Here is a 12934-nt window from a genome sequence, read left to right on the forward strand (position 1 = left end):
CACTTCATCATAATAGTAGACTGTAAATACACTTCTTATATAAAAGTATTCAATAAATATTTCATTTGAAATAGGATGAATATTTCCATTTTATTAGTATAATGAAATATAGGGAGTGTTATGGAATGGAAAAGCGAAAGTACAATAAAAAAGATTTCTACTTTTGGAAAATCACCTTATGCTTAGCCGCAGCTTCTTTTTTTATATTTGCTAGTCTTTATGTGGTGCAGCCGTTAGCGCCCTTGTTTGTCAGAGATTTTAATGTGTCTGTGTCAGAAGCCACGTTACCTTTGTCTGTGAATGTGTTTGGATTGATTCTCGGCTTGATTATTCTTGGGTTTTATTCTGACCGAATCGGCAGGGTCCCGCTTATCAAATGTTCCTTAATTATTTCGGTTATTCCATTTCTATTGATTCCGATGACTGATTCCTTTACTTTTTTCATTCTGATGCGATTTATCCAAGGATTTGCTATGGCGGGTCTGCCTGCAGCATCACTTGCTTATATCAATGAAGAAATTGACCGTTCGAGTATTGGAATTGCAACAGCTTTATACATAGCAAGTAATGCCTTTGGAGGAATGGTCGGCAGATTTTTGGCGAGTTTTTTAGCTGAAGAGCAAGCCTGGCAGACGATATTTTATATCTTTGCAGGGATAGGGCTGATAATTGCAATAGCAGTAATCCTCTTTCTGCCTAAATCGCAATTTTTTGAACGCAGTTATCTTCCGTTCCAAAAAGATATTGAAGGGATGCTTTTTCATATCAAAAGTCCGGTAATGCTCTTGTTTTTTGGTATGGGAATTATTTTTCAGGTTTCGTTTACTTCCGTATGGACTTATTTGCCGTTTTATTTGGAAGGAGAGCCATTTTCTCTTTCGTCGCAGGCTATTTCGTATACATTTCTGGCATATGGATTTGGAGTCGTCGGCGCGCCGATTGCCGGCTGGCGTGCCAGCTCTTTAGGATTGAACAGAGTTCGTATTGCGGGAATTATTGTCCTGTCCGCAGGTATTTTGATGACAGGCATTGTCTCATTCCCTTGGATCATTGCCGGTTTATGTGTGATCTGTCTCGGCTTTTTTACAGCGCATTCTTTAACGGCAACCTTCGTAACTGAGCAGGCAGCACACCATAAAGGAAGTGCATCCAGCTTATACCTTGTCTCCTATTATATCGGCGTAGCATTCGGAAGTACGGCAGTAGGCCCTGTTTGGAATCAAGCGGGCTGGCATGCCATTGTTTGGCTGGCGGGGATATTGCCTGTGGCTTATTTAGTCATTGTAACAATGGTGCAGAAAAGAATGAAGAAATCAACTTCGGTTTCCGGCAGATAAAGCATCGTGTTTAATAGATTCCAGTATTGCAAAAGCACTCTGAAAATAGAAAAAGCTCCATTTAAAAAATCCGGACAAAGCAGATGTCCGGATTTCTAGAAAACAAATATGAAAAGATTGCAGATAAAATAGTAACGTCATTTTACTTCTGCTTTCCGAAAGATAAGAAAACTCGCCAGATAGAAAACAAGGATAAATACGAAACTGATAAGAAAGCTTTCCCAGATAAATTTACCACTCATGTGAAATGTCAGCTGAGATAAATCAATTCCATAAGGAGTATAAGCCATTACAGAATGAATGGTTTCATTCAAACTGGAGACTGGTCCAAGAATCAAGCTTGTCATATACGTAGCAGTGATAACAAGAACAGCCTTTTTAAACAGGAACATAAAGAAGATGCTGACCATCAGCTGGCTGATAAAAATAAAGAGGGATAAGCCGTTTATCAATAAGATTTTCCCGAATAAACCGGCTGTTGATATTTGTTCTGCTGCTCCAGATAATATGTTTAAGGCCGGTGTGGGGAGAAAGCCGCTGAATGCTGCATCTGTAAAAGCAAAGAGAAGTGTAATGGCAGCGTAAGGCAGATATAATAATGCAATTAAAATAAAAAAGGAAATCATTTTATTGATAATAATCGCGTTCCTGCTATGTCCGCCAGAAACGGCATTTTCGATGATTTTATTTTCAAAATCAGTCGTCAGGCAAATTCCTGCTGCAATACTTCCTAATAATGCCATCATCTGCGTTTCGGAAAATAAAGACAAGCTGCCGGACGCAGTTTCTATGCTTAAGCTGTCTGTCGCAACATAATGGGAGCAGGCAGCAAAAATAATGGCACTGATAAGAGCTAAAAGAAATAGTGCCCATGGTGAAATCGACCGGCTTAATTTAAAGAAATCGGCTTTTAACAGCTGCATCAGCTTACACCTCCTATTAATTGGAGGTAATAGCTTTCTAACGTTTCTTCCTGTGTTGTAAAAGTGGTAATGATAATATCATGTTTTATCAGGGATTTGGACAGCTCCTCTTTTTTATCCGTGAAGTCATATAATTTAATGCTTTGATTAGGCTGCACGATAAAATTCTCTGTATGAAGCGATTCTCTCAGCACCTTTTGCAACTTTTCCGGTTCGTTGCAAGCAATTAGAAGATGCTTATCGATTTGTTGGTCTAATTTGTCATGGCTGAGCGTTTTCAGGATTTTCCCTTCGTTTACAATAATAAATTCATCCGCAGTTTGATGAAGCTCGGCTAAATGATGGCTGGATAGCAGAATCGTCATTTGGTATTTCATTGCTAGTTCCTTTATTAACTGTCTAACCTCAGCAATGCCGCTTGGATCGAGACCATTAATCGGCTCATCAAGCATCAATATCTCTGGATTGCCTAGCAATGTGATAGCGATGCCTAAGCGCTGGCGCATCCCTAAGGAAAAATCTTTTGCTTTCTTTTTGCCAGTGGACGCTAATCCAACAATATCGAGCACACGCTGTTCCGCATTTTCATCTTTTATTCCTTTCATCGTTTTGTGGACACGGAGATTATCTTTTGCGCTCATATGCCCGAGAATACTCGGGTTCTCAATCATACTCCCCATTTGTTTCCGGCCGCTCAGCAATGCTTTTGGGCTGGATTGACCAAAGAGATATAGCTCTCCTGAAGTAGGGAAGGAAAGGCCGGTAATAATCCGCATAAATGTTGTTTTACCGGCTCCGTTTTGACCAATCAATCCATAGATTTTCCCTTTCTCCAAGGATATTGATACATTTTCTAATGCTTGAAAGCTGTTATAGGCTTTGGAGATATTTTTTGTTTCCAGAATATATTCCGTCATTTTTTAGTATCCTTTGTACGATTCAAAATCCCGGCTGCCATGGTGGTAAAAAATTCTGCCGGGACCAGGGCGATGCCAATACTTTCTGGATTTTCATCGCCTAACACCATAAACTGATCGCCCTCCTGCATACGAACCATATCCAAAGCCTTTTTCGGTAATTTGACATAACCATCCTTTTCCAAAGGGGTTGTGTTAAACATATGCTTTCCCTTTGGAGGGATGGGAAAGCCGCTGTCTTTTTGATCGTAATGAATGAAATTGTCCAAAGAGACATCGAATAGAGAGGCAAGCGCATCGCAATTGATAATATCGGGTAAAGATTCTCCATTTTCCCATTTCGCAATGGATTGTCTGGTAACGCCAATTCTTTCTGCTAATTCTTCTTGAGAGTAATTATTTTCCCTTCTTAAAAAAGAAAGATTTCGTGATAAAGTGATTTTATTCATTTCATGCATCCCTTTCGTTTGGGTATACTTCTATTTTACCCGTTAACGAAAAGGAAACAACCAACGCAGGGTAACGATTTATGTTAACGTTAGTTGCGTATTATAAATAAAACGAACTTCCTTCTCGAGCAGTTTTCCCGCCAATTCTTTATAATAAAAAATTTATCACGGAGAATCGTCCGTAAAACTCCCGCCTCAAAATAAAGCGTAAAAATAAATTTATATAGGCGGGAGATCAGGTAAGCTAGCTCCCTGAATCATTCAGGTTCATTCAGCGGGAAAAAAGCAAAAATTCCCACTGAATGAAGTTTTATTTTATGCTTGCGCCTGACGTTACGTGAGGTGGTATGATAGAGCTATCAAGTGAGAGGAGATTAGAGCGGAAATGAAAAACGAAACATTCTCCATCAGCGAATTTGCTAAATCAACAGGCGTATCTGTGCGGACACTGCATTATTATGATGAGAAGGATATATTAAAGCCAAAACGGGATAAATATAGAGGTCATCGTATTTATGAAAAAGAGGATATGATCCAGCTGCATAAAATCATGACGATGAAATTTTTAGGGATGAGCTTGGATGACATCAAGCATCATATGCAGCCAGATACGTTCGATTTAAGCTTTATCGACACGTTAAGGCTGCAGGAATCGAAGCTGATCAAGGATAGGGAACAGATTGATATTGCTTTGGAGGCCATCCAGCGCACGGTGCATCTTCTGGAAAATGAAAAAGAAGTGGATCAGGCTGTTCTCATCAGCTTACTGGCAAGTATGCAAAATGAGAGAAAGCAGGAAGAGCTGGCTAAAGGAATTATTAAGGATGATATTATAAAGAAAATGTTTCCGCAGACAGCGAAGGAGAAAATGTTCTTTGAACAAAGATTACTGACATTTTACAAACGAGTCAGGAAACATTGTGGAAAACCGGCAAATCATCCTGAAGTCCAACAAATGCTGGATGATTTTTACCGCTTTATCATGGAGGTAACGGATGTGAATTCGTTGAAAGAGCTTGCGGATATCTTTTCCTTGGATATGGGGGACAAAGAGAATGAAGAACGCATAAATACGTATATTCAAGAGATAGAGCGTCTTGTCCCGACACCAATCACAGAAGAGGAAGAAGCTTGGCTGCAGCAAATGATAATAGATTATATGGGTCCATTATGGGATGAGGAAGAAGGAGAGAATTAAATGAAAGCATCGAAACAATCATCAAGTAATTTTATCAAGCTGTTACTATCTACTAGGATACCGAAGCTTGTATTAATTTTAGGGTTAATTGGAAGTGTGCTGACTACGCTGGTAGGGCTGACCATCCCACTGTTGACAAGGGAGCTTGTGGACGGTTTTTCGATTGCAGATTTAGATTGGCGCTTTATTGTTCTAATCATCGGCGTATTTATCGTACATGCGCTGGTGGATGGGCTGTCAGCTTATGCACTGGCTTATGTCGGGCAAAAAGTAGTGGCAAGACTCAGAGAAATATTGTGGAAAAAGCTGATTCGCCTGCCGGTTTCTTATTTTCAAAAGCAGCCGAGCGGGGAATCCGTCAGTCGTGTAATCAATGACACGGGGATTGTAAAGGATTTGGTTTCTCAGCATTTTCCGCAATTTATTTCCGGTCTGATTTCCATTATTGGAGCGGTCATTATCCTGCTGTTTATGGACTGGAAAATGACATTGATCATGTTTATCGCTGTCCCGATTACGCTGATTGTAATGCTGCCGCTTGGGAATAAGATGGCAAAAGTATCCCGGAGTCTGCAGGATCAAACAGCTAATTTTCAAGGAGAGATCCAGCAGACCGTCAGTGAAATCAAACTGATGAAATCTTCCACGGCGGAACAGAAGGAAGAAACGCGGGGGTTACAGGGGATTTTTAAGCTATTGCAGACAGGCTTGAAAGAAGCGAAGATATTCTCAGTCATTGCACCGTTTATGTATATGGTTGTGATGCTTGTCATCGTGATGATTATCGGCTACGGCGGTATTCGCGTGGAGCAGGGAACGATGACAACGGGATCGCTTGTCGCATTTCTCTTGTATTTATTCCAGATTGTCTTTCCTATTACAACCTTTGCGATGTTCTTTACAGAATTGCAAAAGGCAAAAGGTGCTACGGAACGAATTTCAGAAATTTTACGGGAAGAAGAGGAAGAAGTATTGCCTGGTTCTGCAAAACAAATTAGCGAGCTTCCGCTGGCATTTGAAGAAGTGAGCTTTTCGTATGAAGCGGGCGAGCAGGTTTTAAACAACTTATCATTTTCTGCGGCACCAGGAGAAATGGTGGCATTTGCCGGGCCGAGCGGCGGAGGAAAAACCACTGTATTTGGTCTGATTGAACGCTATTATGAGCCCAATGAGGGAGCTATCCTGCTTGGCGGCGAATCAATTCAGGATATTTCATTGGCGTCCTGGCGTTCCCAGCTCGGATATGTGTCCCAGGAAAGCTCGATGATGTCTGGTACGATTCGAGATAATTTAACCTATGGCCTGGAAGATGCAGAAGAAATTGCTGATGAAAAGCTTTGGGCCGTTGCGGAAATGGCTTATGCCGCACAATTTATTCAAGAGCTGCCAAATGGAATGGACACGCAAGTCGGCGAGCGCGGTACGAAATTATCCGGCGGACAACGCCAGCGTATTAATATTGCCAGAGCCTTCTTACGTGATCCGAAGATTTTATTGCTTGATGAAGCAACGGCAAGTCTCGACAGTCAATCGGAGCAGGTGGTTCAAAAAGCCCTGCAGCGATTAATGGAGGGAAGAACGACATTTGTGATTGCCCATCGTTTAGCAACGATAATTGATGCGGATCAAATTATCTTTATTGAAAATGGAGAGATTACCGGGAAAGGAACACATCAGGAATTACTGGAGTCACATGAACTGTATCGTTCTTTTGCGGAACAGCAGTTGAAATAGAAAAAAGAGCAGCGCATAGTTCTTCATCGAAGAAATGCGCTGTTCTTTTTAGTGCTGTATTTAAACAGGTACCAAATCATATTTTTATCGTGATATCTTTAATCAAACGATAATTAACGCCAAGAAGCAGAACAATTAATACAATACTCACTGGCATCGCTATAAACGTCGGCACCATGATGATATTTGTGAAAAAGGAAAAATGAGTGGCCTCTATAAAAATGCCTGCTATTGCGATAATAAGAATGCTGCATGCAATAGAGAGCAGTCCATATCGCCAGCCTGAACGATAGAAAGTCAGACCTATCATCCAGCCGATTAAAAAGTAAATAAGGTGCAACATAACCAGGCTGCCAAAGACATAAAGGAATGCGGAAAAGCTGCTTGTATAATCAAATTCCTGTGTATGGATATTCCAGCCTGCCCACCCAGAAATGAATTGAAGGATAAAGCCTGACACAACCAGGATGATCGTTATGGCAATAGAGAGCAGAACAGATGATAACATCGTACCGAGAAAGAAATTTTTCCTGGTTATTCCCTGCTGCATGTAATAATAAAAGAAGGAGGATGTTGTCAGAATGCCAAGGACGAACATATAAATAGATGATGACCCATTAGAAAAGTTTACCAAATCAATAAAACTGGAATGGGGGCCAGAAGCAAAGCTGACGACAACAATATAAATTACAAACATAAAGGAAAGAAACCACATGGTCCATTTCAATTGTTCCATAAATAAGAATCTAGCCATTGTTGCAGGTGATAAGATAATCGCACTCATTCCTTTTCCTCCTTTGTCAAATGCACAAACAAATCATGAAGAGAGAGGGGACCGATGTCCAGCCCGGCTTGATTTGCTGCATTTTTCTGCTGTTCAGAGAGTTCGCCGTATACCATGACAGATTTTGTTCCGCCAAGGAGCTGACTGTTTAAGACTTCTAATTCTTTTGTGAAATCATCCACCTGCTCCAATGAACCAGTAATGGAGAATCCTTTGGAAATAACCTGCTCATTGGTATCCTGCAATAAAACCTTTCCGTTATGAATCATCAGCACCTCATCAAAAAGATAATCGGTTTCCGAAACGAGATGGGTTGAAAAGATAATCGTTCTTGGATGCTTTTCCTGATCATTTAAAATTTCATTATAAAAAGTTTCTCTTGTCGGCGCATCCATACCGAGATAAGCTTCATCAAAAATAGTTAGAGGAGCTCTAGACGCTAAGCCGATAATAGCCTGAAATGCTGATTTTTTTCCTTTTGACAGCTGATTCACTTTTTTATTTAAAGGAAGCTTGAACTTTTCAGCTAACTGAAGGGCAAGGGTTTCATCAAAATTTGGACGAAAGTAAGCCATTTCCTTTAATGTTTCCCCAACCTTATCATAGCTGTATTCCAAATCCTTGTGCTGATCAAATATGAAAATCGTGTCCTGCATGATTCTTGGGTTTTCAAAAGGGTCTTCGCCGTCGATGATAAGATTGCCTGTATCTGTTTTTCGAAAAGCGGATAGAACCGATAATAAGGAGGTTTTTCCCGCTCCGTTTCTACCTAGCAAACCATGGATTTTTCCCGATTCCAGCTGAAAACTGACTTGATCGATGGCGGTGAAATCTTTATATCGTACACTGACATCCTTTGCTTCGATGGCATAACTCATGCTTTATCCCCCTTTCTTGCTTTTTTGATTAAATCAATAATTTCGTCCTCAGTGATAAGAAGCTTTTCTGCCTCCTGGACTAAACCGATAACGTAATCATTCATAAACGCCTGCTTCCGTTTTTGAACGAGTTTTTGTTTTGCTCCTTCTGCGACAAACATGCCGACACCTCGCTTTTTGTATAGAATGCCTTCATCTACAAGCTGTGTGACGCCTTTGGAGATGGTGGCGTGATTAATTTTGTAAAATTGAACCAGCTGATTGGTGGAAGGAGCCTGTTCACCTTCCTTTAGCTGATTATTAACTATCTGGTCTTCAATCTGTTCACGAACTTGAACAAAGATAGGTTTATCACTTCGAAATTGTGTAGACATCGTGTGTATAGCCTCCTTTCTGGCAGGGTTTTATAATCGAATTGGTGCGTCCTTGGTCAGACGGTAGTTACAGATAATTAAAATGACTATCATGATAAAGAAAATAACATAGGGTCCCATACTGATAATGAGCGAGTTAGAGGTGAAAAAGTTAATCGTATGTGCAATGTCATCCTGATCCTGCAACAATGCGGATACGCCGAAAAATGGAAAGGAAAGAAGGATAAACAATAATCCAATCTTCCAGCGAAAACGATAAAAACCAAGCCCCATAAACCAGCCAATTAAAAGATAGAAAAAATGACTGACAGAATAATCGGCTATACTTTTTATAAAAGATAATACGCCGCCGCTGCTCAATAAATCTGACCATGGGACAGTAAAGCCTAAAGCTGGAACAAGTGTCTCAAATAAACCAATCATGAGACTCATGGCAAAAGCTAAAATAACGGAAAGCAACACGGACGCGAATAAGGAAGCTTTAAAGAACTTTTTCCGGGAGATCCCCAATTTAAAGTAGTAGTCTAAAAAACCATAAGAATAAAGCAATCCGATAATCAACAAAAATACATTCGAAGTTGTATTGCTGACATCGAGATTATCCAAGAAACCCCATTGAGTTGATGCCGTAATTCCAATCGTCAAAATAATCATAATACCAAAAAACCAAGCTGCCCATTTTAGCTGTTCTACGAATAAAGACCAGCCTAATTGAGATTGTTTCATGTTTCCTCACCTCCCTTTGTCAAATGAATAAATAGATTATTTAAAGATAATGTACCAACCTCTAAGCCAAGCTCAGCCGCTTCCCGCTGTTCTTGTTCTGTCAACGTTCCATACACCATTACAGATTTAGTGCCGCCGAGCGACTTCTCATGAATCACTTCCAATGTTTCTGTAAATGAATCGACATCTTCTTCAGGCCCTGTAATAGAGAAGCCTTTTTCCAGAAGCTGCTCACTTGTTTCCTGCAATAAAACCTTCCCGTTATCGATAATAAGCACTTCATCAAAAAGGTACTCCATTTCGGAAACAAGGTGGGTGGAAAATAAAATTGTACGCGGATGTCTCTCCTGTTCTAATAAGATTTCTTTATAAAATAACTCTCTTGCCGGCGCATCCATTCCGAGATAGGCTTCATCAAAAATGGTGAGCGGCGTTCTGCTTGCCAGGCCAATGGTAACCTGTAGAGCGGAATACTGCCCTTTGGATAATTGGTCGGCACTTTTATCCATCGGAATGTTAAACTTAGCTGCTAAATCTTTGGCATAAGCTTCGTCAAAATTCGGACGGAAATAAAGCATACCCTTGAGTATTTTAGCGATTTTATCGTAGTCATAGGTATTATCTTTATCATAAATAAAAGATGTTCCCTGCAAAATTCGTTCATTTTCAAAAGGGTCTTCGCCGTCAATGACAATCGTGCCCCGCTTTACCTTGTGGAAAGAAGCAAGATATGTTAACAGGGTTGTTTTTCCGGCTCCGTTTCTTCCCAGTATTCCGTGAACTTTCCCTGGAGACAGCGTGAAGCTTACATCTTCTAACGCTTTGTATTTCTTATAATGTACCGTTAAATGGCGTACTTCAATGGGATAAGCCATATACATTCTCCTTTATAAATTAATAGTTAAGTCATACTGTGTTATGGTTATATACTTATGTGTATAACCATAACAGTGTTACAGTTAGTTGTCAATAAAATATAGAAATCTTTCTGAAAAATAGGCTTCGATAAAACGAAACGAGGCTTTTCTAAAAATAATAAATTTACAAAGAAATTTTTTTGGAACTTATGATATATTGGAATATAAGTTAAACATATAAGAAGCAGAAATGTTAAAAGAAAGGCAGGAGGGACGGATGATGAAAAAAGGTCGCTGTCATTTAATCTTAGCGGGCAATTTGCATGAGTGATAAAGGAAAAGTTATCGGGATTGCCCTGATTACAGCAATCACGCTGCTGGGGGATGCCATGCTTTTTATCGTCTTGCCCTTACACTGACAGGATTTTGGATTAACAGCTATTTGGCAAATCGGTGTCCTGTTATCTATTAATCGTTTTGTCCGTTTGCCGATTACCCCATTTGTAGGAATATTTTACAACAAGTTCGATATCCGTTCGGGTGTATTGATTTCTGTGGTTTTTGCAGCATTAAGCACGTTCTTCTATGGCCAATTTCAAGGATTTTGGCTCCTTCTGCTTGCCAGAATTTTATGGGGAATCGCCTGGTCATTTGTGAAGCTGGGTGGGATGCTTACCGTTGTATCGTTTTCTACGGAACAAACGAGAGGAAAGTATATGGGATTGTATAATGGTTTGTGGGGATTAGGAGGTTTAGCCGGTATGCTGGCAGGAGGGTTTTTAGCAGATCAGTTGCCGATATCTTTTGTGACGACATTGTTTGCGCTGGCAGCTGTGGCGGTTTTTCCTTTTATCTTCAAACTGGTGCCTAAAAACAATACGACTGCAGAGAAAGATACGGTTGCTGTAAATCGTCATGTGCCGGAAAAGGAGAAGCAATCGATACGTCTAGCCATATATTATTCTCATCATTATTACCGTAGGAACGATGGGTTATATTACCATGGGTATTTTTAACTCTACCTTGAGCCCCTTGATTGAACAGTCGTATCATCTGCATTGGTCCGTATTTGGCATGGTTATCGGGGCAGCAACACTGGCTGGAATCATTCAAGCAGTTCGCTGGGCTTGGGATCCTTTTTTGCCCCTGTTATAGGAAGCTTTGTCGATAAACAAAAGCAAAAGTATCATTGGATTCTTATTCCATTATTCCTTGGCAGCGCTGCTTTTTTAATGTTAGGCAGTGTGGAATCTTTTATTTCTTTGTTAAACATCATCATGTTTTTTCAAGTGATAACAACGATTTTATAACGATAACAGATACTTTGGCAGGAGATGCTGCAGCTAAAACAAATCCTGTTAAGATGATGACGCTGCATACAGTAGCTGTTGATTTAGGCGCAGCAATTGGTCCTTTACTGTCATTTATTATTATTGATTTAAATGGAATTTCTGCCGTATTTTATCTTTCAAGTATGGTTATGTTATTTGTAGGAGGAGCATGGGGAGTTTTTCACTTTTTTGGGAAGAAAAAAGATAACTATCTTGCGTGATAGAATCGGGTTTTTAATTAATAAAGAATGGAGGTTGTATGATGACAGAAGCATTAACAATTAGAAACGTAACCTTAGGAGAGGGGAAACCAAGTATTTGTATTCCTTTAACATCTTCTAACAAAGCAGCACTTATGGAAGAGGTGGAGCGTTATCAGCAAGAAGGAGCAGATGTTGTTGAATGGCGTGCCGATATATTTGAAGAAGTGGAAAATCATACAGCAGTGGAACAGATGTTAAAAGATTTAACGGCAGTTTTAAAGGGAATTCCGCTTATTTTTACCTTCCGAAGCCATCAAGAGGGAGGAGAGAAGAAGATTTCCAAGGCGGATTATATCGCTCTGAATCAATTTGTGATCCAGACAGGGCTTGCAGATTTGGTAGATGTGGAATTGTATCAGGGAGAGGATGCAGTTAAAAATCTGATTTCTGCAGCGCATCAGCAGCATACATATGTGATTGTTTCCAATCATGATTTTCAAAAAACACCGCCTAAATCGGAAATTGTCCGCCGTTTAAAATGGGCAGAGGAGCTTGGCGGTGATATCTTAAAAATTGCCGTGATGCCGAATCAGACTGCGGATGTTTTAGAGCTGCTCACAGCAACTAATGAGATGAAAGAATATACCACGAAGCCCATGATTACAATGGCGATGGGGCCGCTTGGTGTAATCAGCCGGCTGTCCGGCCAGGTTTTCGGATCTGTTTTAACCTTTGGGGCAGGGGAAAGAACTTCAGCACCCGGGCAGGTTCCAGTTCAGGAACTGCGACAGGTGTTGGAGGTAATTGAGAAATCGATGGATGTAAGCTAACTGGTTTAATGAAAGGTAGATCTACGTGAATTTGAGAAGGATGGATCTGCCCTCAGCCGGAAGTCGGAGTTTTTCTTCCATCTGAAGCAGCGGAAATTTCAAGGGATAAATCAGTCACCGACCCGATGTGCGGGAGAGGGTAAGCCGATACAATAAATGTATCAAATAACTTATTCTCAGGAGCTGATTTATCCCATGTTTTTTACGTATGAGTCTATGAAAAGTCATATTGATTATCGGATGGAGGATGTAAGGAAGTCAGGGAAGCTTTGTAAAAATAAACCAAAAAAGAAGAAAGAAAAGATCTGGAAAACTTCCGCTGCTCGTTTGAAGGGAGAGATGAAGTAGAATGAAATACAGGAAAAAAGAGGATGTCGATTTAGCAATCTGTAA

At 40.2% G+C, this 12934-nt stretch carries 15 protein-coding genes; 7 read left to right on the plus strand and 8 right to left on the minus strand.

All coding sequences use genetic code 11. The features are described 5' to 3' along the window. Positions 1-125 precede the first annotated feature (125 nt). The gene (locus tag MKY45_RS04220) at positions 126-1337 is read left to right on the plus strand and encodes an MFS transporter (RefSeq protein WP_341172564.1); all 1212 of its coding nucleotides are present in this window, start codon (positions 126-128) and stop codon (positions 1335-1337) included. A 137-nt stretch (positions 1338-1474) separates the two neighbouring features. On the opposite strand, the gene MKY45_RS04225 is transcribed toward MKY45_RS04220, so the two are convergent. The 3 genes from MKY45_RS04225 to MKY45_RS04235 are packed head-to-tail and all read right to left on the minus strand — an operon-like array spanning position 1475 to position 3626. Next, the gene (locus MKY45_RS04225) at positions 1475-2260 is read right to left on the minus strand and encodes a hypothetical protein (protein ID WP_256705712.1); all 786 of its coding nucleotides are present in this window, start codon (positions 2258-2260) and stop codon (positions 1475-1477) included. Next, positions 2260-3177, minus strand: a complete 918-nt coding sequence (locus MKY45_RS04230) for an ABC transporter ATP-binding protein (RefSeq protein WP_341172565.1) — start codon at positions 3175-3177, stop codon at positions 2260-2262. Before MKY45_RS04230 ends, MKY45_RS04225 begins: the two co-directional genes overlap by 1 nt. Continuing rightward, positions 3174-3626 (minus strand): helix-turn-helix transcriptional regulator, encoded by a 453-nt coding sequence (locus tag MKY45_RS04235; protein ID WP_212928590.1) that lies wholly within the window; start codon positions 3624-3626, stop codon positions 3174-3176. Before MKY45_RS04235 ends, MKY45_RS04230 begins: the two co-directional genes overlap by 4 nt. 385 nt (positions 3627-4011) lie before the next feature. On the opposite strand from MKY45_RS04235, the gene MKY45_RS04240 reads away from it, so the two are divergent. Beyond that, positions 4012-4824 (plus strand): MerR family transcriptional regulator, encoded by an 813-nt coding sequence (locus tag MKY45_RS04240; RefSeq protein WP_212928591.1) that lies wholly within the window; start codon positions 4012-4014, stop codon positions 4822-4824. Continuing rightward, a complete protein-coding gene (locus tag MKY45_RS04245) occupies positions 4825-6558 on the plus strand; it encodes an ABC transporter ATP-binding protein (protein ID WP_256705715.1) in 1734 nt (577 codons plus the stop codon). 76 nt (positions 6559-6634) lie between these two features. Here the strand turns inward: MKY45_RS04245 and MKY45_RS04250 are convergent, their stop codons facing one another. The 5 genes from MKY45_RS04250 to MKY45_RS04270 are packed head-to-tail and all read right to left on the minus strand — an operon-like array spanning position 6635 to position 10195. Next, the gene (locus MKY45_RS04250; protein WP_341172566.1) at positions 6635-7342 is read right to left on the minus strand and encodes a hypothetical protein; all 708 of its coding nucleotides are present in this window, start codon (positions 7340-7342) and stop codon (positions 6635-6637) included. Beyond that, positions 7339-8220, minus strand: a complete 882-nt coding sequence (locus MKY45_RS04255) for an ATP-binding cassette domain-containing protein (RefSeq protein ID WP_193064022.1) — start codon at positions 8218-8220, stop codon at positions 7339-7341. Before MKY45_RS04255 ends, MKY45_RS04250 begins: the two co-directional genes overlap by 4 nt. Further along, a complete protein-coding gene (locus MKY45_RS04260; protein WP_042531986.1) occupies positions 8217-8594 on the minus strand; it encodes a GntR family transcriptional regulator in 378 nt (125 codons plus the stop codon). Before MKY45_RS04260 ends, MKY45_RS04255 begins: the two co-directional genes overlap by 4 nt. 30 nt (positions 8595-8624) lie before the next feature. Further along, positions 8625-9320, minus strand: a complete 696-nt coding sequence (locus MKY45_RS04265; RefSeq protein WP_042531988.1) for a hypothetical protein — start codon at positions 9318-9320, stop codon at positions 8625-8627. Next, positions 9317-10195, minus strand: coding sequence for an ABC transporter ATP-binding protein (locus tag MKY45_RS04270; protein WP_341172567.1), 879 nt, complete (start codon positions 10193-10195; stop codon positions 9317-9319). Before MKY45_RS04270 ends, MKY45_RS04265 begins: the two co-directional genes overlap by 4 nt. Before the next feature lie 467 nt (positions 10196-10662). Between MKY45_RS04270 and MKY45_RS04275 the strand changes: the two genes are divergently transcribed. From MKY45_RS04275 to aroD, 4 genes are read left to right on the plus strand one after another with little or no spacing between them, the layout of a single operon-like run. Next, positions 10663-11193, plus strand: coding sequence for an MFS transporter (locus MKY45_RS04275; protein ID WP_175297031.1), 531 nt, complete (start codon positions 10663-10665; stop codon positions 11191-11193). Continuing rightward, a complete protein-coding gene (locus MKY45_RS04280; protein ID WP_212928592.1) occupies positions 11180-11332 on the plus strand; it encodes a hypothetical protein in 153 nt (50 codons plus the stop codon). Before MKY45_RS04275 ends, MKY45_RS04280 begins: the two co-directional genes overlap by 14 nt. A gap of 34 nt (positions 11333-11366) precedes the next feature. Beyond that, positions 11367-11729 carry a hypothetical protein gene (locus MKY45_RS04285; protein ID WP_341172568.1) on the plus strand — a complete coding sequence of 121 codons (363 nt, stop codon included), beginning with the start codon at positions 11367-11369 and terminating at the stop codon, positions 11727-11729. A gap of 41 nt (positions 11730-11770) precedes the next feature. Continuing rightward, the gene (gene aroD / locus MKY45_RS04290; RefSeq protein WP_042531995.1) at positions 11771-12541 is read left to right on the plus strand and encodes a type I 3-dehydroquinate dehydratase; all 771 of its coding nucleotides are present in this window, start codon (positions 11771-11773) and stop codon (positions 12539-12541) included. Positions 12542-12934: the final 393 nt, after the last annotated feature.

This window comes from Oceanobacillus sp. FSL K6-0251 (genome assembly GCF_038004725.1).
Taxonomy (GTDB): Bacteria; Bacillota; Bacilli; order Bacillales; family Amphibacillaceae; genus Oceanobacillus; species Oceanobacillus oncorhynchi.

Coding starts and splice junctions, on each gene's coding strand:
- MKY45_RS04220 (WP_341172564.1), top strand. CDS start 126: ATGGAAAAGCGAAAGTACAATAAAAAAGATTTCTACTTTTGGAAAATC.
- MKY45_RS04225 (WP_256705712.1), bottom strand. CDS start 2,260: ATGCAGCTGTTAAAAGCCGATTTCTTTAAATTAAGCCGGTCGATTTCA.
- MKY45_RS04230 (WP_341172565.1), bottom strand. CDS start 3,177: ATGACGGAATATATTCTGGAAACAAAAAATATCTCCAAAGCCTATAAC.
- MKY45_RS04235 (WP_212928590.1), bottom strand. CDS start 3,626: ATGAATAAAATCACTTTATCACGAAATCTTTCTTTTTTAAGAAGGGAA.
- MKY45_RS04240 (WP_212928591.1), top strand. CDS start 4,012: ATGAAAAACGAAACATTCTCCATCAGCGAATTTGCTAAATCAACAGGC.
- MKY45_RS04245 (WP_256705715.1), top strand. CDS start 4,825: ATGAAAGCATCGAAACAATCATCAAGTAATTTTATCAAGCTGTTACTA.
- MKY45_RS04250 (WP_341172566.1), bottom strand. CDS start 7,342: ATGAGTGCGATTATCTTATCACCTGCAACAATGGCTAGATTCTTATTT.
- MKY45_RS04255 (WP_193064022.1), bottom strand. CDS start 8,220: ATGAGTTATGCCATCGAAGCAAAGGATGTCAGTGTACGATATAAAGAT.
- MKY45_RS04260 (WP_042531986.1), bottom strand. CDS start 8,594: ATGTCTACACAATTTCGAAGTGATAAACCTATCTTTGTTCAAGTTCGT.
- MKY45_RS04265 (WP_042531988.1), bottom strand. CDS start 9,320: ATGAAACAATCTCAATTAGGCTGGTCTTTATTCGTAGAACAGCTAAAA.
- MKY45_RS04270 (WP_341172567.1), bottom strand. CDS start 10,195: ATGGCTTATCCCATTGAAGTACGCCATTTAACGGTACATTATAAGAAA.
- MKY45_RS04280 (WP_212928592.1), top strand. CDS start 11,180: ATGGGTATTTTTAACTCTACCTTGAGCCCCTTGATTGAACAGTCGTAT.
- aroD (WP_042531995.1), top strand. CDS start 11,771: ATGACAGAAGCATTAACAATTAGAAACGTAACCTTAGGAGAGGGGAAA.